At 67.4% G+C, this 18,781-nt stretch carries 19 protein-coding genes, 1 tRNA gene, 1 other RNA gene and 1 pseudogene; 16 read left to right on the top strand and 6 right to left on the bottom strand.

Features of this window, described 5'->3' with window-relative positions:
• Positions 1 to 10: 10 nt before the first annotated feature.
• The 14 genes and pseudogenes from CSC76_RS06480 to CSC76_RS06415 form a co-directional block, all read left to right on the top strand.
• A pseudogene (locus CSC76_RS06480) lies at positions 11 to 961 on the top strand (ISL3 family transposase); the annotation flags it as partial.
• A gap of 222 nt (positions 962 to 1,183) precedes the next feature.
• On the top strand, positions 1,184 to 3,217 hold the full coding sequence (locus CSC76_RS06475; protein ID WP_162109258.1) for a conjugal transfer protein TraG: 2,034 nt from the start codon (positions 1,184 to 1,186) through the stop codon (positions 3,215 to 3,217).
• Positions 3,214 to 3,690 carry a CopG family transcriptional regulator gene (locus CSC76_RS06470; protein WP_024100063.1) on the top strand — a complete coding sequence of 159 codons (477 nt, stop codon included), beginning with the start codon at positions 3,214 to 3,216 and terminating at the stop codon, positions 3,688 to 3,690. Before CSC76_RS06475 ends, CSC76_RS06470 begins: the two co-directional genes overlap by 4 nt.
• Positions 3,687 to 4,724 carry a P-type conjugative transfer ATPase TrbB gene (trbB, locus tag CSC76_RS06465; RefSeq protein ID WP_024100062.1) on the top strand — a complete coding sequence of 346 codons (1,038 nt, stop codon included), beginning with the start codon at positions 3,687 to 3,689 and terminating at the stop codon, positions 4,722 to 4,724. The genes CSC76_RS06470 and trbB overlap by 4 nt, the downstream gene beginning before the upstream one ends.
• A complete protein-coding gene (locus CSC76_RS06460; protein ID WP_024100061.1) occupies positions 4,721 to 5,113 on the top strand; it encodes a TrbC/VirB2 family type IV secretion system protein in 393 nt (130 codons plus the stop codon). Before trbB ends, CSC76_RS06460 begins: the two co-directional genes overlap by 4 nt.
• On the top strand, positions 5,110 to 5,382 hold the full coding sequence (locus tag CSC76_RS06455; protein WP_024100060.1) for a VirB3 family type IV secretion system protein: 273 nt from the start codon (positions 5,110 to 5,112) through the stop codon (positions 5,380 to 5,382). The genes CSC76_RS06460 and CSC76_RS06455 overlap by 4 nt, the downstream gene beginning before the upstream one ends.
• 9 nt (positions 5,383 to 5,391) lie before the next feature.
• Positions 5,392 to 7,851 (top strand): conjugal transfer protein TrbE, encoded by a 2,460-nt coding sequence (gene trbE / locus CSC76_RS06450; protein WP_162109257.1) that lies wholly within the window; start codon positions 5,392 to 5,394, stop codon positions 7,849 to 7,851.
• Positions 7,848 to 8,576, top strand: a complete 729-nt coding sequence (trbJ, locus tag CSC76_RS06445; RefSeq protein WP_024100058.1) for a P-type conjugative transfer protein TrbJ — start codon at positions 7,848 to 7,850, stop codon at positions 8,574 to 8,576. Before trbE ends, trbJ begins: the two co-directional genes overlap by 4 nt.
• Before the next feature lie 11 nt (positions 8,577 to 8,587).
• Positions 8,588 to 8,890 carry an EexN family lipoprotein gene (locus tag CSC76_RS06440; protein ID WP_024100057.1) on the top strand — a complete coding sequence of 101 codons (303 nt, stop codon included), beginning with the start codon at positions 8,588 to 8,590 and terminating at the stop codon, positions 8,888 to 8,890.
• Positions 8,887 to 10,230 (top strand): P-type conjugative transfer protein TrbL, encoded by a 1,344-nt coding sequence (gene trbL, locus CSC76_RS06435; protein ID WP_024100056.1) that lies wholly within the window; start codon positions 8,887 to 8,889, stop codon positions 10,228 to 10,230. The genes CSC76_RS06440 and trbL overlap by 4 nt, the downstream gene beginning before the upstream one ends.
• Before the next feature lie 18 nt (positions 10,231 to 10,248).
• Positions 10,249 to 10,953 carry a conjugal transfer protein TrbF gene (gene trbF / locus CSC76_RS06430; protein ID WP_024100055.1) on the top strand — a complete coding sequence of 235 codons (705 nt, stop codon included), beginning with the start codon at positions 10,249 to 10,251 and terminating at the stop codon, positions 10,951 to 10,953.
• Positions 10,950 to 11,939: a P-type conjugative transfer protein TrbG gene (trbG, locus tag CSC76_RS06425; protein WP_162109256.1), complete on the top strand. Its 990-nt coding sequence runs from the start codon at positions 10,950 to 10,952 to the stop codon at positions 11,937 to 11,939. The genes trbF and trbG overlap by 4 nt, the downstream gene beginning before the upstream one ends.
• 2 nt (positions 11,940 to 11,941) lie before the next feature.
• The gene (locus tag CSC76_RS06420) at positions 11,942 to 13,204 is read left to right on the top strand and encodes a TraB/TrbI/VirB10 family type IV secretion system protein (protein ID WP_024100053.1); all 1,263 of its coding nucleotides are present in this window, start codon (positions 11,942 to 11,944) and stop codon (positions 13,202 to 13,204) included.
• Positions 13,201 to 13,452: a DUF2274 domain-containing protein gene (locus CSC76_RS06415; RefSeq protein ID WP_024100052.1), complete on the top strand. Its 252-nt coding sequence runs from the start codon at positions 13,201 to 13,203 to the stop codon at positions 13,450 to 13,452. The genes CSC76_RS06420 and CSC76_RS06415 overlap by 4 nt, the downstream gene beginning before the upstream one ends.
• Before the next feature lie 287 nt (positions 13,453 to 13,739).
• Here the strand turns inward: CSC76_RS06415 and CSC76_RS06410 are convergent, their stop codons facing one another.
• The 4 genes from CSC76_RS06410 to dnaX all read right to left on the bottom strand — a co-directional run bounded on the left by CSC76_RS06410 (position 13,740) and on the right by dnaX (position 16,886).
• On the bottom strand, positions 13,740 to 14,093 hold the full coding sequence (locus CSC76_RS06410) for a histidine triad nucleotide-binding protein (protein ID WP_162109255.1): 354 nt from the start codon (positions 14,091 to 14,093) through the stop codon (positions 13,740 to 13,742).
• Between the two features lie 25 nt (positions 14,094 to 14,118).
• A complete protein-coding gene (gene recR, locus CSC76_RS06405) occupies positions 14,119 to 14,712 on the bottom strand; it encodes a recombination mediator RecR (RefSeq protein WP_162109254.1) in 594 nt (197 codons plus the stop codon).
• Positions 14,713 to 14,797: 85 nt separating this feature from the next.
• Entirely contained in the window at positions 14,798 to 15,118 is a 321-nt protein-coding gene (locus CSC76_RS06400) for a YbaB/EbfC family nucleoid-associated protein (RefSeq protein ID WP_162109253.1), read from the bottom strand.
• Between the two features lie 7 nt (positions 15,119 to 15,125).
• Positions 15,126 to 16,886: a DNA polymerase III subunit gamma/tau gene (gene dnaX, locus CSC76_RS06395; RefSeq protein ID WP_162109252.1), complete on the bottom strand. Its 1,761-nt coding sequence runs from the start codon at positions 16,884 to 16,886 to the stop codon at positions 15,126 to 15,128.
• A gap of 132 nt (positions 16,887 to 17,018) precedes the next feature.
• On the opposite strand from dnaX, the gene CSC76_RS06390 reads away from it, so the two are divergent.
• Both CSC76_RS06390 and ffs read left to right on the top strand, forming a co-directional pair.
• Positions 17,019 to 17,111, top strand: a tRNA-Ser gene (locus CSC76_RS06390).
• Positions 17,112 to 17,182: 71 nt separating this feature from the next.
• Positions 17,183 to 17,279: signal recognition particle sRNA small type (gene ffs / locus CSC76_RS06385), an RNA gene on the top strand.
• Positions 17,280 to 17,336: 57 nt separating this feature from the next.
• On the opposite strand, the gene CSC76_RS06380 is transcribed toward ffs, so the two are convergent.
• Both CSC76_RS06380 and CSC76_RS06375 read right to left on the bottom strand, forming a co-directional pair.
• The gene (locus CSC76_RS06380) at positions 17,337 to 18,353 is read right to left on the bottom strand and encodes a beta-propeller fold lactonase family protein (protein ID WP_238394890.1); all 1,017 of its coding nucleotides are present in this window, start codon (positions 18,351 to 18,353) and stop codon (positions 17,337 to 17,339) included.
• A complete protein-coding gene (locus CSC76_RS06375; protein ID WP_162109251.1) occupies positions 18,350 to 18,778 on the bottom strand; it encodes a molybdenum cofactor biosynthesis protein MoaE in 429 nt (142 codons plus the stop codon). Before CSC76_RS06375 ends, CSC76_RS06380 begins: the two co-directional genes overlap by 4 nt.
• Positions 18,779 to 18,781: the final 3 nt, after the last annotated feature.

The following is an 18,781-nucleotide window of genomic DNA, read 5'->3' as shown; positions in this document are numbered from 1 at the left end:
CAGGTGAGTTGGCCGGACGGATACCTTCACGCTGCTGTTCGAGGCGCTGATCCTGATGCTGGCGCAGCAGATGCCGTTTGCCGCCGTGGCGCGCATCGTGGGCGAGTCGGCCCACCGGGTGATGGCCGTGTGCGAGCGCTACGTTGAGATCGCCCTGGGCCTGGCCGACTTCAGCCAGGTCACGGCTCTGGCCATCGACGAGACCTCGCGTGCCCGAGGCCACGACTACGCCACTTTGGCTGCCGACGCCGCCGCACGCCGGGTGCTGTTCGTCACCGAGGGCCGTGACGCCAAGACGCTCCAAGCGCTGGCAGCGGACCTTGCTGCGCACGGCTGCCCGGCCGAGCAGATCACCTCGGTGAGCATCGACATGTCACCCGCCTTCATCAAGGGCTGCACTGAGTTCCTGCCCAACGCCCGCATCACCTTCGACAAGTTCCACGTTGTCTGGCATGCCAGTGCGGCGGTGGACAAGATGCGCCGCATCGAGCAGCGCAGCGACAAGTCGCTCAAGGGTCTGCGCTGGTCGCTGCTGAAGGATCGCAGCCGCCTCAGGCCCGAGGCCGCCGCCGATCTGGACGCCTTGATCGCCAGAATGACCACGGTGCGCACGGCCCGCGCCTGGGTCTACAAGGAGCAGCTGCGAGAGATCCTCGAGCGCAAGCAGATCAACGTCGTGCGCACCATGCTCCAGCACTGGTGCACTTGCGTCATGCACTCCAAGGTTGAACCGATGAAGGAGGTGGCCGCGCTCGTGCGTCGCCACCTGGAGGGCATCGTCGCCTGGGCGCAGACCCGCCAGACCAACGGCTTCTTGGAGGCCATCAACGGCCTGTTCCAGGCCGCCAAGCGCCGCGCCCGTGGCTTCGTGCGCCTGGCCACCATCAGAACCGTCATCTTCCTGATCGCCGGCAAGCTCGACTTCCAGGCCATCAATCCTCATGCCCCGCAACCCACTTGAAATTCAACAGAGCCTTATTTTTCTCAACACGCCGCAATGCGCCAGTTCTTGTGGCGTTTTTCTTTGACTCGCCGCTTCACGAATTCTTTCCTTTTGCTCGATCTTTCTGCCTGAAACGGTCTTTGACCGGCACTGACCTGACACCGATCCTGACGCCTGCGGCACGCCCTTGTGCCGCTTTTCCCATGAGGAATCAGCGCAGGAGAAATCGGAGGCAAGGTCATGCAAGGGACGAACGTACTGTTCGGTCAGATCGCCGTGGTATTCGGCATCGTGATCGCTGGCGTCTGGAGCGCCACGCAATGGACAGCCGCCGCTCTGGGCTATCAGCTACGCCTTGGCTCGCCCTGGTTTGATTTCCTGGGTACGCCGATCTACCACCCGTGGCGGTTGTTCGAGTGGTGGTTCTTCTTCGACGCCTACGCGCCCCGTGTTTTCGACATCGGCGGTGCGTTTGCCGGCGGCAGCGGCCTTGTCGCTGTGCTGGTCGCCATCGGCATGTCGATCTGGCGCTCGCGCCAATCACGCCTCGTCACCACCTACGGCTCGGCCCGCTGGGCCAACGCGGAGGACATCCGCAAGGCGGGCCTCCCGCAGCCGGCCGGCGTGTTCCCCGGCCCGCACGACCGCCAGTACCTGCGCCACGAAGGCCCGGAACACGTCCTGACCTTCGCGCCGACGCGCAGCGGCAAGGGTGTCGGCCTGGTGGTGCCAACGCTGCTTTCCTGGCCCGCGTCCGCCGTCGTCCATGACATCAAGGGCGAGAACTGGCAGATCACCGCCGGCTGGCGCTCGCGCTTCTCGCATTGCCTGCTGTTCAACCCCACGGATGCGAAGTCGGCGGCCTACAACCCGCTGCTGGAGGTGCGGCGCGGCGCGCATGAGGTGCGCGACGTGCAGAACATCGCGGACATTCTGGTCGATCCCGAAGGCGCGCTGGAGAAGCGCAACCATTGGGAGAAGACTTCGCACGCGCTGCTGGTGGGCGCCATCCTGCATGTTCTGTATGCGGGCGAAGACAAGACGCTGCGCGGCGTCGCCAACTTCCTCTCCGATCCGGCCAGTCCCTTCGAGCTGACCCTGCACCGGATGATGACCACGCCCCACCTGATGAACGGGAACGGTGGAAGCCCGCATCCGGTGGTGGCCTCTGCGGCGCGCGAAGTGCTCAACAAGAGCGACAACGAGCGCTCGGGCGTGCTGTCCACCGCCATGTCGTTCCTCGGCCTGTACCGAGACCCTACGGTGGCCGAAGTCACGTCGCGCTGCGACTGGCGCATTGCAGACCTCATTTCCGCCGAGCACCCGGTATCGCTGTACCTCGTAGTGCCGCCTTCGGACATTTCGCGCACGAAGCCGCTGATCCGCTTGATCCTCAACCAGATCGGGCGGCGGCTCACCGAATCACTCGACGGCAGCGATGGCATCGAGCGCCGCCACAAGCTGCTGCTGATGCTCGATGAGTTTCCGGCGCTCGGGCGCCTGGACTTCTTCGAGACGGCCTTGGCCTTCATGGCGGGCTACGGCATCCGCAGCTTCCTCATCGCGCAGTCGCTCAACCAGATCGACAAGGCGTATGGGCAGAACCATTCGATCCTCGACAACTGCCATGTGCGCGTGACGTTCGCCACCAACGACGAACGCACGGCCAAGCGCATTTCCGAGACGCTGGGCACCGCGACCGAGCTGCGCGCGCAGCGCAACTACGCGGGCCATCGCCTCGCGCCGTGGCTGGGGCACCTCATGGTGTCGCGGCAGGAAACGGCCCGCCCGCTGCTCACGCCGGGCGAAGTCATGCAGCTACCACCCGACGAAGCCGTGGTGATGGTGTCGAGCGTGGCGCCGATCAGGGCCAAGAAGCTGCGCTACTACGCCGACGCCAACTTCAAGCGGCGCGTTCTGTCGCCGCCTGCGCTCGCCACAGCGTCCAGTCCAGGGCGCTATGCCGATGTTCCTCCGGCACGCGCTGACGACTGGAGTGGCCTGGCGATTCCGCCGACGCCTGCCGCACCGGCCACGGCATCCGCCGATGGCCTGGAGCACCTGGGAACGGCCGACGACGGCGGCCCGCGCCGCCAGCCCGAGCTAACTGAGGCCGTCGCCTACGACCCCGAGCAAGCCGCACCCGCGGCCGACCTCGGGCTGCTCGATGACGACGACGACCTGCCGCTTCCCCTTCCTCGCCAGCTCGATACGGCCATGCAGCGCACGGCCCGGCTGGCATCCCTCGACCCCAACGATGGAATCGAACTATGAGCCCACATCGTTCAAGTTATCGCCTGAATCTCTTTATCCAGCCCGAGCACGCCCAGCGGCTCGACGAACTGGCCGCCAAGAAAGGCGTGTCCAAATCCAGCATCGTCGCTGCCGCCTTGGCGTCCTGGCTGTCGCCCGATGCCGCCGACCAGCGCGAGGCGGCCATCGCCAAGCGGCTGGATCGCCTGTCGCGCCAGGCCGAGCGTATGGAGCGCGACCAGAACATCGCCATCGAAACGCTGGCGCTGTTCATCCGCTACTACCTCACGGTCAGCATGCCGGTTCCCGAGGCGCACCAAGAGGCAGCGCGCGCCCAGGGCAAAGCGCGCTTCGAGCAGTTCGTGGAGCAGCTTGGTCGCCACCTGCTGCGCGGGCGAAGCCTCGTGCGTGACGTAGTGGAAGAACTGCATCCTGATCCGGTACGGATGGAGGACGCGGCGGCAGCCACAGAAGCGCAGGAGCGTGCGTCATGAGCGCAGTTCCCCAATCCATGAGCGCCACGTCGCTCGACCGGCGCATCCAGATGCTGCGCACGGCAATGGGGCCGCTGATCGCCACCGCGCTCGAAGACCCCGACGTGGTGGAAATCATGCTCAACCCGGATCGCACCCTTTGGGTGGATCGCCTGTCCTCGGGCCGCGCGCCGATGGGCGTGGAAATGCCCGAAGCGGATGGCGAGCGAATCATCCGCCTAGTCGCGGCTCACGTCGGCGCGGAGGTGCATCGCGGCCAGCCGCTGCTATCCGCCGAGCTGCCCGAAACCGGCGAACGCTTCGAGGGCATCTTGCCGCCCGCCGCGCCGGGGCCTGCCTTTGCGCTGCGCAAGCGCGCCATCGGCGTGATCCCGCTGGAGCGGTACGTCGTGGACGGAATGATGACCGCCGCCCAGGCGGCCTTTCTCGTTCGCGCGGTGCGCGAGCGCAAGAACATCCTGATCGCCGGGGCCACCAGCAGCGGTAAGACCACGCTCGCCAATGCCTTGCTCGCTGAAATCGCCGCTACCGGCGACCGCGTGCTAGTGCTCGAAGACACGGTGGAGCTGCAATGCGCGGCCCGCGACCACGTTCCGCTGCGCACGCGTTCCGGCGTGGTGTCCATGACCGAGCTGGTGCGCTCATCCATGCGTCTGCGGCCGGATCGCGTCGTCGTCGGCGAGGTGCGCGGCCCCGAGGCGCTGGATCTCATCAAGGTGTGGGGCACCGGCCACCCCGGCGGCATCGCCACGATCCACGCAGGCTCCGCGCTGGGCGCGCTGCTGCGCATGGAGCAACTGATTCTCGAAGTGGCGGTGAACCCGCCCCGTGCGCTGATCGCCGAAGCCGTGGACGTGGTGATCCATATCGCCGGGCGCGGGCGCAAGCGCCGCATCGAGAGCATCGCCCGCGTCGTCGGCTTCGATGGCGTGGGCTACCAACTGGCGGACGCTCTGGCCGCGCCGTTTCCCGAGCTGCCATCGCAGTCCGACCTTTCTTCCCCGTCCCTCAACCACCCTGGAGAACTGCCATGACGCAGATGCACGTTCCTGCTTTCCGTATTTCCGTAAATCCGCCTTCGCGCCTGTCCGGCCTTGCCCGACTGCGCCGCCTGGCTCGCCCTGCACAGCAGGGAATGATGATGGCTGCGGTAATGCTGTTCATGGCCGGGACGGCAAAGGCCGCAGGTTCCTCGATGCCGTGGGAAGGGCCGCTGCAGTCGATCTTGGAGTCGATCCAAGGGCCGGTGGCGCGCATCGTCGCGGTCATCATCATCATCGCCACGGGCCTCGCGCTGGCCTTCGGCGACACGTCGGGCGGCTTCCGCAAACTGATCCAGATCGTGTTCGGCCTGTCCATCGCGTTCGCGGCTTCGAGCTTCTTCCTGTCGTTCTTCAGCTTCTCCGGCGGGGCTGTCGTATGAGCGGCCCGGACAGCTTCGCGGCAGGGTTCGAGGTGCCTTTGCATCGCTCGCTCACCGAGCCGATCTTGCTGGGCGGCGCACCGCGCACCGTGGCGATCGCCAACGGCACGCTGGCCGCCGCTGTCGGGCTGGGCCTGCAACTCTGGATTCCCGGTGCCGTGCTCTGGATCGTCGGCCATGCGCTGGCGGTTTGGGGGGCGCGCGTCGATCCGCAGTTCATGCAGGTCTTCGCGCGGCACGTCAAGCATCGCCCGCTGCTGGACGTGTGAGGTGATGCCATGCTGAACCTCGCCGAATACCGCCAGCGGCCCACGCTGCTCGCCGACTGGCTGCCCTGGGCCGGGCTGGTCGCGCCGGGTGTCGTCTTGAACAAGGACGGCAGTTTCCAGCGCACGGCCCGGTTTCGCGGTCCTGACCTCGACAGCGCCACGCAAGGCGAGCTGATCGCCACGTCGGCGCGCTTGAACAACGCGCTGCGCCGGCTGGGTTCGGGCTGGGCGCTGTTCATCGAGGCCGAGCGCCGCGCCGCCGCCGACTATCCTCACTCCGAGTTTTCCGAGCCGCTTTCGTGGCTGGTGGACGAGGAACGCCGTGCAGCGTTCGAGGAATCCGACAACCACTTCGAGAGCGGCTATCACCTGACGCTGGTGTACCTGCCGCCCGAAGAATCGCGTGCCCGTGCAGCGGGAATGCTGTACGAGAACCGGCCCACCGAGGGCGTGGACTGGCGTGAGCGCCTGACCGCCTTCGTGGCGGAGACGGATCGGGTCTTTGATCTGCTCGATGGCGTGATGCCGGAAATCTCCTGGCTGGACGACAGCCAGACGCTGACGTACCTGCACGCCACGGTATCGACGCGGCGCGATCGGCTGGCGGTGCCCGAAGTGCCGTTCCACATCGACGCGCTACTGACTGATTCGCCGCTGGTCGGCGGCCTGGCGCCCATGCTGGGCGACCGGCACCTGCGCGTGGTGTCGGTGCGGGGCTTTCCGACCTCGACCTGGCCGGGGATTCTGGACGACCTCAACCGCCTGGGATTTGGGTATCGCTGGAGTACGCGCTTTCTGTGCCTCGACAAATCCGAGGCGGAACGGGAATTGGGGCGTCTGCGCCGCCAGTGGTTCGCCAAGCGCAAGAACGTCATCGCGCTGCTGCGCGAAACGATCTTCCAGCAGGAAAGCCCGCTGGTCGATACCGATGCCAGCAACAAGGCCGCCGATGCGGATGCCGCCTTGCAGGAGCTGGGCAGCGATCAAGTCGCCTTCGGCTACCTGACGGCGACCGTCACCGTCATGGACGAGGACGCCGGCGCAGCCGACGAGAAGCTGCGGATGGTGGAGCGCGTCATCCAGGGGCGCGGGTTTGTGACCATCCCCGAAACGCTCAATGCCGTGGATGCGTGGCTGTCCTCGCTTCCCGGCAACGCCTATGCGAATGTCCGGCAGCCGATCATCTCGACCCTCAATCTGGCGCACATGAGGCCGGTGTCGGCGGTATGGGCCGGGCCGGAGAAGAACGACCACTTGGACGGCCCGCCGCTGATCGTCACCCGCACCGATGGCGCGACGCCGTTCCGGCTGGTGACGCACATCGGCGACGTGGGCCACACGCTGGTCGCCGGCCCGACGGGCATGGGCAAGTCGGTCTTGCTTGCCACGCTGGCGATGCAGTTCCGCCGCTATCGCGGCTCGCGCTTCTTCGCGTTCGATATGGGGCGCTCGATGCGCGCCACTGTTCTCGGGCTGGGCGGCGAGCACTACGACCTGGGCATGGATGGCGAAATCGCCTTCCAGCCGTTGGCACGCATTGACCGCGACGGCTACCGCACCTGGGCGGCCGAATGGATCGAAGGCCGCTTGCTGCACGAAGGCGTGGCCGTCGGCCCGGACGAGAAGGCGGCTATCTGGTCGGCACTCGGCAGCCTCGCTGGTGCGCCGGTGGAGCAGCGCACCATGACCGGCTTGTCAGTGCTGCTGCAATCGAACGCGCTGCGCCAAGCCTTGTCGCCCTATGTGTTGGGCGGCGCACACGGCAAGCTGCTGGACGCCGACCCCGACCGGCTGGGCATGGCGGACGTGCAGGGGTTCGAGATGGAGGAGCTGATGCACAGCAAGGCCGCCGTCCTGGCCGTGCTGCATTACCTCTTTGCGCGTTTCGATGAACGCTTCGACGGTGCGCCCACGCTGCTGATCCTCGATGAAGCCTGGTTGTTTCTCGATGACCCAGTGTTTGCAGCGCGCATCCGCCAATGGCTCAAGACGCGGCGCAAGAAAACCGTCAGCGTCATCTCCGCCACGCAGTCGCTCGCGGACATCAAGGATTCGGGCATCGCGCCCGCGATCGTCGAAAGCTGCGCGAGCCGCATCTTCCTGCCGAACCCGCAGGCGACCGAGCCGCAGATCAAGACGATCTATCAGGGCTTCGGCCTCAACAACCGCCAGATCGAAATCGTCGCCACGGCAGTTCCGAAGCGCGACTACTACTACCAATCCCGCCTCGGAAACCGCCTGTTCGACCTCGACCTGGGGGCGGCTGCGCTCGCGTTCGTAGGCGCTTCCACGCCGCAAGACCAGCTCGACATAGACCGCGTGCGGCTGGACGCCGGTACCCCCGGTTTCGCCGGCGCCTGGCTGCGCCATCGCGGCCTCGATTGGGCGGCTGACCTGCTGCCCTTGTTCTCCGGCCTCACGCCGGATTTCCTCCGTACCGCCGACTACCCACAGGAGAACCAGCCATGAAAAAGCGACTCATCGCCGCTGCCGTCGCGGCCATGCTTTGCACCGTTTCCACCGTACACGCGCAATGGGTCGTGATCGACCCCACGAACCTCGTGCAGAACACGCTGACCGCGATTCGCACGCTGGAGCAGATCAACAACCAGATCCAGCAGCTCCAGAACGAAGCGCAGATGCTGATGAACCAGGCGCGCAACCTCGCCAGCCTGCCGTCCAGCGTGGTCGGCCAGTTGCGCACCAACCTGGCGACGACCGAGCGGCTGATCGCCCAGGCGAAGGGCTTGGCCTACGACGTGACGAATCTGGATCAGGAGTTCGCGCGCCTGTACCCCGAGCAGTACGCGGCCACCGTCAGTGGCGACCAGATGTACCGCGACACGCAGGAGCGTTGGAAGAACACGCTCAACGGCTTGCAGACCACCATGCAGATGCAGGCGCAGGTGTCGCAGAACCTGGGCGTTGACGAAACCGTGCTGGCCGACCTCGTGGGCAAGAGCCAATCGGCCGAAGGCGCGTTGCAGGCGATGCAGGCCATGAACCAGTTGCTCGCCTTGCAGGCCAAGCAGTCGATCCAGTCGCAGCGGCTCCAGATCACGCAAGACCGAGCCACCGCACTGGAGCTGGCGCGGCAGGCCGCAGCCACCGAGCGCGGGCGCGAAGTGACGCGGCGCTTCCTGGGCAGCGGCACGCCGTACACGCCGCAGCCCGTCAACTTCTACAACCCCTGACGGGTGCGGCCATGAAGAACGCGCCCGTCCTGTTCGCTCTCGCTTCCCTGTTGGCCGGGTGCGGCCGGCCGCCTTCGGTGGACGCGCTGGCCGCCGACCCGTCCCGGCTGCACGCGCTACGCGCGCAATGCCGCGCGGGCGAGCACGGCGGCGCGTTCTGCGCGCAGGTGGCCCGAGCCGACCTGCGCCGCTTTCTCTCCGGCAAGGCCGGCCCCGGCGAGTACCAGACGCTCGCCGACCTGCCGCCGATCCCACCCAGCTTCGATGAACCCGCTGCCGATGACAACGGGCCTGGGCAGGAGAACTCGCCATGAATGACGTAACCATCATCGACCGCTTCCTCGATACGTTCTCGCGCTACATCGACTCGGGGTTTGGCCTGCTGCATGGCGAGGTGGCGTTTCTGACCGCCACGCTGATCGTCATCGACATGACGATCGCCGGGCTGTTCTGGGCGATGAGCCATGCCACCGGCCAGGGCGAAGACGTGATCGCCAAGCTGATCCGCAAGGTGCTCTACGTCGGTGCCTTCGCCTACATCATCGGCAACTTCAACTGGCTGGCCGGCATCGTGTTCCGCTCCTTCGCCGGGCTGGGCCTGACGGCCAGCGGCTCGACCTTGAGCATGGAGAACTTCCTGCATCCGGGAAGGCTGGCCAAGATCGGCATCGACGCCGGAGCGCCGATCCTCGATCAGATCGGCGACATGGCGGGCTTTCCCGAGGTGTTCGTGAACATCACGCCCATCGTCGTAATGTTCCTCGCCTGGCTGATCGTCCTGCTGTGCTTCTTCGTGTTGGCGATCCAGCTTTTCATCACGCTGATCGAGTTCAAATTGACGACGCTCGCGGGCTTCGTGCTGGTGCCGTTCGCCCTTTGGAACAAGACCGCGTTCCTCGCCGAAAAGGTGCTGGGCAACGTGGTGTCGTCGGGCATCAAGGTGCTGGTGCTGGCCGTCATCGTGGGCATCGGCTCGGGCTTGTTCGCCGAGTTTCAGGTGCAACCGGCCGAGCCGTCCATCGACCATTCGGTCGTCGTCATGCTGGCCTCGCTGACCCTGCTGGCGCTGGGCATCTTCGGGCCAGGCATTGCGACCGGGCTGGTATCGGGCGGCCCGCAACTCGGCGCGGGCGCGATGGCCGGCGCCGTGCTGGGCGCGGCCGGCACCGCCGTTGCCGTGGGCGCTGCGGCCACGGGCGTTGGTGGCGCCGTCGCTGCCGGCGCGCGCATGGCCCCGGCTGCCGCCAAGCTGGCCGGTAGCGGCGCGCGTGCCGCCGCCGGGGCCGCCAGCAGCGCGAAGTCCGCGTTTCAGGCTGGTTCCGCTTCTGCTGGCGGCGGCCTCAAGGGCGCAGCCGCCGGCGTGGGCAACGTCGCCAAGACCGGCGCACAGGCGGCCGGGCAGAAGGTGGCGCAAGGCGCGCGCTCGATCCGCGATCGCGCTGCCGCTGCGTTCAGCACCGATGCGCCAGCAGCCGCGTCCCCAGCGAGTGGCGATGCGCCGCCGTCAGCACCGCAGGAGCAACCGGCCTGGGCCAAGCGCCTGCACCGACGCCAACAGCTCACCCATGCCGCGACGACCGCCGCCCACACGCTGCGCGGTGGCGACGGCGGCAGTTCCAGCCAAGGGCCGAGCCTGCGCGATTCCGATTCCTGATCTTCAAGGAGAACACCCATGCGATTCAAACGCCCGCAGGTGCGCTATGCCGACACGCCGCAGCCTGCGACCCCGTATCAATCCGCCGCGCAAGTGTGGGACGAGCGCATCGGTTCGTCCCGCGTGCAAGCGAAGAACTGGCGGCTGATGGCTTTCGGCTGCCTGCTGCTGGCGCTGCTGATGGCCGGCGGCCTGGTGTGGCGCTCCGCGCAATCCATCGTCACGCCCTACGTGGTGGAGGTGGACAACGCGGGCCAAGTGCGCGCCGTCGGCGAAGCCGCCACGCCGTACCGGCCCAGCGATGCACAAGTGGCCTACCACCTGGGCCGCTTCATCGAGCTGGTGCGCTCGCTGTCCATCGACCCCATTGTCGTGCGCCAGAACTGGCTCGACGCCTACGACTACACCACCGACAAGGGCGCCGTGGTGCTCAACGACTACGCGCGCACCAACGACCCGTTCGCGCGTATCGGCAAGGAATCCGTCACGGTGCAGATAACCAGCGTGACCCGCGCCAGCGACACGTCTTTCAACGTGCGCTGGACGGAACGGCGCTTCGTCAACGGCGCCGCGGCGGGCACTGAACGCTGGAACGCCGTGATTTCCATCGTGCAGCAGACCCCGCGCACCGAACAGCGCCTGCGCAAGAACCCCCTGGGCATCTACGTCAACGGCCTGTCGTGGAGCCGTGAGCTGGATTCTTCCGAAGGAGCAAAACCATGAACCTGTCTTTCCGCTTTTACGCTTTGCCGTTGATGCTCGTTGCCTTGGCGGGCTGCGCCACACAGGGCAAGCCGCCGCCGGCCATCTCGCTCGATGAGCCGGTGCCGGCCCAGCCGCTGCCGGAGCCGCCCGCGCCGGTGGAAGTGGTCAAGGTGCCCGAGCCGCTGGCGCTGCCGGCGCAGTTGAAGCCGTTGCCCGAAGCCGAGGCCGCCAAGCCCGTGCCGGAACCGGCCGACGAAACTGTGCGCGTCTCGCGTGCCAATGCCGAGGCGCGCATCGCGCCCACGCGCGAGGGCTACGTCAATGCGATTCAGGTGTGGCCCTTCACCGATGGCGCGCTGTATCAGGTCTATGCGGCCGTGGGCCGCGTGACCGTGATCGCGCTCCAGCCCGGCGAGGAACTGGTGACGGTCGCCGCGGGCGACACGGTGCGCTGGATCGTGGGCGACACGTCCAGCGGCAGCGGTGATGCGCTGCGCGTGAACGTGATGGTCAAGCCCATCCGCTCGGGCCTCAAGACGAATCTGGTCATCACCACCAGCCGGCGCACCTACCTGCTGGAGCTGACCTCGACCGAAAAGACATGGATGGCCTCGGTTTCCTGGGAGTACCCGAAGGACAAGATGCTGGCCTTGCAGCGCCAGGCGCAGGCGGCCAGCACCGCCGCGCCTGTTGATACCGGCTTGTCGCTGGAGAAGATCCGCTTCCGCTACGCGGTCAGCGGCAGCAATCCGCCGTGGAAGCCGCTGCGCGCCTTCGATGACGGCGAGAAGGTCTATATCCAGTTCCCCGCCGGCATCGCGCAAGGCGAGCTGCCGCCGCTGTTCGTGATCGGTGCGCAGGGCGACGGGCAACTGGTGAACTACCGCTTCCGCGCGCCGTACTACATCGTGGATCGCCTCTTTGGCGCGGCGGAGCTGCGCCTGGGCGGCGACAAGGGCGACGTGGTGCGGATCGAGCGCACGGACGGCACCCGGAGGAACTGACCATGAGCAAGGACGACACCCCCGACCGTGCCGCGCCGCAGGCGGGCAAGGTCGCGCCCGAGGCGGTGGCGCTGCGCGCCCAGCCGCGCCCGGTCACTCGCCTGAACCGGCGCACGCTGGCGATGCTCATGGGCGGCCTGTCGGTCGCCGTGCTGGGTGCGACTATCTGGTCATTGCAGCCGCACCGGCGGGGCGCGGGCGAGCAGACCGAGCTTTACAACGTCGATCGCGTGAGCAAGTCCGAAGGGCTGGACGGCCTGCCTTCGGACTACTCGAAGCTGCCGCAGAAGGTGCCCGAGCTGGGGCCGCCGCTGCCGGGCGACCTTGGCCCCGCCATCGTGGCCTCGCAGCAGCCGGTAACGCCGACCTATGCGCCGCCCGGCCACGACCCAGAGGACGCCTTGCGCAAGGAGGCCGACGCCGCGGCGGCCTCATCGGTGTTCTTCCGCTCGGGCCAGCAGGGCAAGGCCGCAGCGCCAGCCACGGCCCAAACCCCTGCGGCTGCGCCGGGCAGCGCCTTCGACCCGCTGGCGGCCGGGCCGGCCTCGACAGCGGCCCAGCCCGCCGACCCGACCGCCACGCAGAACCGGCAAGACCAGAAGGAGGCGTTCCTGAAAGGCGGTTCTACGGAAACCCGCAATTCCGGCAACCTGCAAATGCCGGCATCGCCGTATCAGGTCATGGCTGGCACGGTGATCGCCGGGGCGCTCGTCACGGGCATCAAGTCGGACTTGCCGGGCGACGTGATCGCCACGGTGACGGAGCCGGTCTATGACTCGGCCACAGGCAAGTTCCTGCTGATCCCGCAAGGCTCGCGCATCATGGGCAAATACAACAGCCAGGTCAGCTACGGGCAGAGTCGCGTGCAGGTGGTGTGGAACCGGATCATCCTGCCGGACACGTCTTCGCTGACCATCGACAACCTTGTGGGCACCGACCCGGCCGGCTATTCCGGCCTCGAAGATGGCGTGGACTACCACTGGAGCCGCATCGTCGCCGGCGCGGCGCTGACGACGCTACTGGGCGTGGGTGCCGAGTTGGCCGCGCCGGAGAACCGGCAGGACGGCAACCGCATCGTGATCGCGGGGCGCGACAGCGCGCAGGACAGCATCAATCAGGTCGGCCAGGAGATGACCCGGCGCAACATGAACATCCAGCCGACCTTGACCGAGCGGCCGGGCCTGCCGGTGCGGATCATCGTCAAGCGTGACCTGGTGCTGCGACCGTACCAGCCGATGTTCTTCAACAGGGGGGCGATGCGATGAGCACGGGCAAGAAGCTGCGGCTCGGGCCACTGCCGAAACTGGAGTCCACGAAGCTGACCTTCGCGTGTCCGGCCAGCCTGCGGGCCGACCTCGACCGCTACGCCGCGCTGCACGCGCAGACCTACGGCGAGGCGGTCGATGCTGCGACGCTCATCCCGCACATGCTGGAGGCGTTCATGGCTGGGGATCGAGGATTCAGGAAAGGAGCAGTGGCGGCGGCGAAGGCCGTGCAACCGAAACAGGCCTGATTTTGTTGGTTCATCACGACGAAAGCGCAGCCTACGGGCTGCGCTTTCGCTTTTGGAGTGGATTGCACCAGGCTAGAAGCTACAACAGCGATGCGCCCCGGCTCGCCGGAGTGCCCCTACACTTGCCACCGCAAAGCGCCTATGTGGCACCTAGCCTAAAAAGCAGTAGGAGCGCGCAACGGTCGATTTTTGGCCTAACCTATTGCCCCACAAGACCTTTCATGTTGCTGCCTGTCCGCATCAAAGGCTTGACAGCGGACATTTTTCATGGGCCTGCATCGCATCGCTCAGGCGGAGGTCCCGAAGCGCCCCAGCGGTGCACCGGCGAGCAGGTGCAGGTGGATGTGGAACACGGTCTGGCCCGCATGCTCACGGCAGTTCATGACGATGCGGTAACCGTCCTGGGCGAAGCCTTCTCGGCGCGCATATTCGGCTGCCGCCAGCGCCAGCTTGCCGATCAGGTGCGCTTGGTCCTGGCGCACGTCGTCCAGCGTGGGGATGGCTTCGTTCTTCGGGATGAAGAGCACGTGCACGGGCGCCTGCGGCGCGATGTCCTTGAAGCCCAGCACCTCCTCGTCCTCGTAGACGATGGTGGCGGGAATTTCGCGGCGGATGATCTTGGCGAAGATGGTGTCGGTCATGGGGCGCGTCCTCGTGCGGGTACGGTCAATTCATTTCGCTGCGGCCACCGAACGCGTGCGCCAGCGTGCCGCGGTCCACGTATTCCAGTTCGCCCCCCAGCGGTACGCCGTGGGCGAGCCTGCTCGGCCGCACGCCCTGCTGGCGCGCCAGTTGCGCCAGATAGTGCGCGGTCGCCTCACCTTCGACGGTGGGATTGGTGGCGATGATCAGTTCGGTCACCTCGCCCTGCGCCAGGCGCGCGGACAGTGCGTCCAGCCCCAGTTCGCGCGGACCGATGCCATCCAGCGGCGACAGCCGTCCATGCAGGACGAAATAGAGGCCGCGGTAACCGGTCGCCTGTTCGATCGCCAGCCGGTCCGACGGCGACTCCACCACGCACAGCTGATGACGGTCGCGGCTGCCGCTGGCGCACAAAGCGCAGATCTCGCTCTCGGTGAAGTCGCGGCACTGTGCGCAATGGCCGATATGGTCCAGCGCCTCCGCCAGCACGCCGGCCAGGCGCTTGCCGCCGTCCCGCTCGCGGTCGAGCAGGTGGTAGGCCATGCGCTGCGCGGTCTTCTGCCCGACACCGGGCAGGACGCGCAACGACTCGATCAGTTGTTCGAGGAGTGTGGACACGGATGCGGTTGGTCGCGGCTATGCGGCAGCGTGCAGACGGGCCAACCGCAACGACGGCTTGCCCTCCCCCTGCCCCCCACGACGCTCAGAACGGCAGCTTCATGCCCGGCGGGATCGGCATCCCGGCCGTGGCCGCGCCCATGCGTGCCTTTGATTCGGCATCGACCTTGTTGGAGGCGTCGTTGAAGGCCGCCGCGATCAGGTCTTCCAGCATCTCGGCGTCGGACAGCAGCGAGGGGTCGATGCGGACCTTGCGGCATTCCTTGGCGCCGGTCAGCGTCACGCTGACCATGCCGCCGCCCGCGTTGCCGGTGACCTCCAGCTTGGCCAGTTCTTCCTGGGCGCGCTGCAGGTTTTCCTGCATCTTCTGCGCCTGCTGCATCAGTTGGGCGATGTTTCCACGCATGTCGTGATCACTCTTCGTAAGGTCGGATGGAATCCGGGACGAGCCTGGCGCCATGCTGCTGCATCAGCTGCCGCACGTCCGGATGGTTCATGAAGGTTTCCTCGGCGACGTTCTGCTGCTCGTCGCGCTGGCGATGGCTGCGCTGCTTGAGCGTCTCGCCTTCGGCCGCGGTGGCGAAGGCCAGCCGGGGCGCCACGCCATAGCGGCTGGCGATCGCATCGCGCAACTCGCCCAGGGTGCGTTCGGAGCGGAGGTAGTCGAAGCCGCTGTCCAGCGCCAGGGTCAACGTTCCGTTCGCATAACCGGCAAAGGCTACGCTGTCCACCAATTGCTTGCCCACGCCCTTCAGGCCGCAGGTCCCGGCGAAATGCAGCCAGGTTTCGGCATCGGTGATGCCGATGTCGGCCGGCATCGTCGCCGACGCTGCAGATACAGGCGCAGGTGCAGATGCGCCAACCTTCGCCGGTTCGGCCGGAGGCCACGGCGGCATGTCGTCGACGGCAACGCGTGCCGGCGCCGGCATCTCTTCGCGCGCCATCTGTTGCGGCGGCATGACCGGCTCCGCTGTGGCGGTCACCCTCGCCTGCACAGGCGCGGAAGCGCTGGAAGCCGGTGCCGACGCCACTGGCGCGGATGCCGACGTGACGCTGGCGGAAGACGTGCGCGCGTCGCCGCGCATCTCGCCGGCCTGGGCGGGACGGAACGCGAGCATCCGCAGCAGGCTCATCTCGAAGCCGGCGCGCCCACTCGGCGCCAGGTGCAGGTCGCGACGCCCATTGATCGCCATCTGATACCACAGCTGGACGACCTCGGGCCGCAGCTGGCCGGCGAACGCATCGACATCGACGCCCTCCGCTTCCACGCTGGCCGACGGCACCAGCTGGCGCACCTGGATGCGATGCAGCGCTTCCGCCACCGCATCGAGGACGCCTGCCCAGTCGGGCGAGAACTCCGCCAGCCGTGCCACCACCTGCAGCAGGGCCTCGCCATCGCCCTGCACCAGGGCCGCCAGCATGGCGCTGACCTGCGTACGGTCCACCGTGCCCAGCATGGTGCGCACGCCCTCCTCGCGCAGCGCACCACCGGCGTAGGCGATGGCCTGGTCGAGCAGCGACAGGCCGTCGCGCAGCGAACCGTCGGCGGCGCGCGCGAGCTGGGCGATGGCGGTCGCATCGGCCTCGATGGCTTCCGCCCCCAGGATCTTCGTCATCTGGCCGCGGATCTGTTCCTCGTCCAGGCGCTTGAGGTTGAACTGCAGGCAGCGCGACAGCACGGTGACCGGCAGCTTCTGCGGGTCGGTGGTGGCGAGCAGGAACTTGACGTGTTCCGGCGGCTCCTCCAGCGTCTTCAGCAGCGCGTTGAACGCCGCTTTCGACAGCATGTGCACTTCGTCGATCAGATAGACCTTGTACTTGCCGCGCGAGGGCATGTACTGCGCGTTCTCGATCACTTCGCGCACATCGTCCACACCGGTGTTCGAGGCGGCGTCGATCTCCAGCAGGTCGATGTAGCGGCCGGCATCGATGTCCAGGCAGGCCGCGCACTGGCCGCAGGGATCGGCACTGGTGCCCTTCTCGCAGTTCAGCGATTTGGCGAAGATGCGGGCGATGGTGGTCTTGCCCACGCCGCGCGTACCCGTGAACAGGAAGGCATGGTGAACGCGGCCGCTGTCCAGCGCATTGGTGAGCGCGCGGACCACGTGTTGCTGGCCGACCAGCTCTGCGAATCGCTTGGGACGCCACTTGCGGGCGAGGACGAGATAGGACATGCCGCCATTGTGCCACGCTGCGCAAGCCCGTCCTCCCGCCGGGGACCGCTTGCCGGTTTCGCTTGTGGCGCGCCCCCTGCGGGGGCTAGAATTCACGCCCCTGAAAGCGGCCGCAAGCCGCGTTCAGGGCCCGGAGAGGTGTCCGAGTGGTTGAAGGAGCACGCCTGGAAAGCGTGTAAGCGTCTAAACCGCGCTTCGGGGGGTCGAATCCCCCTCTCTCCGCCAGATTCATCGCAACCCGCCATGGCGGGTGACGACGGACCGCGCCAAGGCGCGGTTTCGTTTCTATGGTGGCCCCGTCGGCCCCTCGCGACGCTAGGTCGAAAATCCCGCCAGGGCCGGAAGGCAGCAACGGTATCGATCGACGCGGGCGCCGAGGTCAGCCGGCGGGGTCACCGCCTTTTCAGCGAGTCACTGGGCGCGGCCTCTTCTTCCCGTCAGGCCGGCTGTTCAGTCAGGAATGAAGGCCAGGGCGTCGGGTTCACGTCCGGTCACCCAGTAGTCGATGACCTGCCAGCGCTGCGTGTCGATCACGGCGATGCGATCGCCCCCACTGATCGCCACGTAGGCGCGCGGACGGTCCGGCGCCACCACCACTCCGATGGGAAGCGCCGCATGGCCGAGCATCGTGGGCTGGTAAGTCATGTCCTCGCGCGACAGCGGGACCGTGGCCAACGGGACCTTGGTGCGCGCATTGAACACGGCCAGCGTCGCGGCGCGCGCATTGGTGACGAAGGCGAGCGTACCGTCGGCAGCGAAGGTCACGCGGATCGGGAAGCCCTTGCTGCTCATGCGGCGCCTGATGGCCAGCGTGCGCGGGTCGTGCACGGTGAGGGTGCCGTCCTCGCGATTGCTCACCCAGACTTCGGCCCCGTCCGGCCGCACCGCGACACCTTCGGCGCCCTTGCCCGCGGCGCGTTCCACGCGCGCACCGGTGGCCAGGTCGATCCGGCTGACCGTGCCGGCCTGGATCTTGGTCAGGTAGGCCACCTGCCCGTCCGGCGACAACGCCACCATGTGGCCGGTGCCGGCGCCCACGTCGAGCGTCCGCTCGACTTCGCCCGACGCGACATCCACCACCACCAGGCTGGCGGTGGCTTCCGTGGTGACCAGCACCCGGCGACCGTCGGGGAGGAAGCGGATGCCATGCGGGGCGCTGTGCTGCCCCAGGTCGATCGAGCGCGTGGGCTTGCCTCCCACCAGGTCCAGGACCGACAGCGTGTTGCCGGACTGCGAGCCTCCATAGTTCGTCACCACGGCCGTGCGGCCGTCCGGCGCCACCGCGATTTCGTGCGGTGCCTCGCCCGTCCTGTACTCGCCCGTCCTGCGTCCGTCGCGCAGCGACAGCCGCCACACGGTGTCCGCGGACTTGTTGCCCACCAGCAGTTCGGCCGCATGCGTCGCACGTGCGCCCAGGCATGCCAGGGCGATGCCGATGCCGAGTGCGACCGCCCGAACCGCGCTCACGGGCCGTCCGCCACGGGATGCAGCCAGTCCGCATCGCCTTCGCGATAGTGTTCGCGCTTCCAGATCGGCACGCGCTGCTTCACTTCATCGATGATGTAGCGGCAGGCGTCGAAGGCGGCGCCACGATGCGCTGCGCTCACCCCGACCCACACGGCGAGATCGCCGATCGCGAGGGCGCCGACACGGTGCGCGCAGCAGGCCGCCAGCACATCGAAACGCGCCATCGCCTCGGCCACGATCCGTTCGCCTTCGCATTCGGCCAGGGCGCCATAGGCTTCATAGTCCAGGCCATCCACCGCGCGACCGGCGTGGTGGTCGCGGACCCAGCCCTCGAACGTCGCGAAGCCGCCCGCGCGCGGATCGCGCAGGCCGGCCCCCAACGCGGCGACGTCCAGCGGCTCCGCCGACAGTAGGAAACGCGGCATCGC

It is taken from the genome of Pseudoxanthomonas mexicana, assembly GCF_010093385.1.
GTDB lineage: Bacteria > Pseudomonadota > Gammaproteobacteria > Xanthomonadales > Xanthomonadaceae > Pseudoxanthomonas_A > Pseudoxanthomonas_A mexicana.
The sequence above is the reverse complement of the archived record's forward strand: the minus strand, read 5'-3'. Positions and strand labels throughout refer to the sequence as shown.

What these genes read in the sequence shown, in the direction of transcription:
- CSC76_RS06475 (WP_162109258.1), top strand. Translation starts at nt 1,184, where the DNA reads ATGCAAGGGACGAACGTACTGTTCGGTCAGATCGCCGTGGTATTCGGC.
- CSC76_RS06470 (WP_024100063.1), top strand. Translation starts at nt 3,214, where the DNA reads ATGAGCCCACATCGTTCAAGTTATCGCCTGAATCTCTTTATCCAGCCC.
- trbB (WP_024100062.1), top strand. Translation starts at nt 3,687, where the DNA reads ATGAGCGCAGTTCCCCAATCCATGAGCGCCACGTCGCTCGACCGGCGC.
- CSC76_RS06460 (WP_024100061.1), top strand. Translation starts at nt 4,721, where the DNA reads ATGACGCAGATGCACGTTCCTGCTTTCCGTATTTCCGTAAATCCGCCT.
- CSC76_RS06455 (WP_024100060.1), top strand. Translation starts at nt 5,110, where the DNA reads ATGAGCGGCCCGGACAGCTTCGCGGCAGGGTTCGAGGTGCCTTTGCAT.
- trbE (WP_162109257.1), top strand. Translation starts at nt 5,392, where the DNA reads ATGCTGAACCTCGCCGAATACCGCCAGCGGCCCACGCTGCTCGCCGAC.
- trbJ (WP_024100058.1), top strand. Translation starts at nt 7,848, where the DNA reads ATGAAAAAGCGACTCATCGCCGCTGCCGTCGCGGCCATGCTTTGCACC.
- CSC76_RS06440 (WP_024100057.1), top strand. Translation starts at nt 8,588, where the DNA reads ATGAAGAACGCGCCCGTCCTGTTCGCTCTCGCTTCCCTGTTGGCCGGG.
- trbL (WP_024100056.1), top strand. Translation starts at nt 8,887, where the DNA reads ATGAATGACGTAACCATCATCGACCGCTTCCTCGATACGTTCTCGCGC.
- trbF (WP_024100055.1), top strand. Translation starts at nt 10,249, where the DNA reads ATGCGATTCAAACGCCCGCAGGTGCGCTATGCCGACACGCCGCAGCCT.
- trbG (WP_162109256.1), top strand. Translation starts at nt 10,950, where the DNA reads ATGAACCTGTCTTTCCGCTTTTACGCTTTGCCGTTGATGCTCGTTGCC.
- CSC76_RS06420 (WP_024100053.1), top strand. Translation starts at nt 11,942, where the DNA reads ATGAGCAAGGACGACACCCCCGACCGTGCCGCGCCGCAGGCGGGCAAG.
- CSC76_RS06415 (WP_024100052.1), top strand. Translation starts at nt 13,201, where the DNA reads ATGAGCACGGGCAAGAAGCTGCGGCTCGGGCCACTGCCGAAACTGGAG.
- CSC76_RS06410 (WP_162109255.1), bottom strand. Translation starts at nt 14,093, where the DNA reads ATGACCGACACCATCTTCGCCAAGATCATCCGCCGCGAAATTCCCGCC.
- CSC76_RS06400 (WP_162109253.1), bottom strand. Translation starts at nt 15,118, where the DNA reads ATGCGTGGAAACATCGCCCAACTGATGCAGCAGGCGCAGAAGATGCAG.
- dnaX (WP_162109252.1), bottom strand. Translation starts at nt 16,886, where the DNA reads ATGTCCTATCTCGTCCTCGCCCGCAAGTGGCGTCCCAAGCGATTCGCA.
- CSC76_RS06375 (WP_162109251.1), bottom strand. Translation starts at nt 18,778, where the DNA reads ATGCCGCGTTTCCTACTGTCGGCGGAGCCGCTGGACGTCGCCGCGTTG.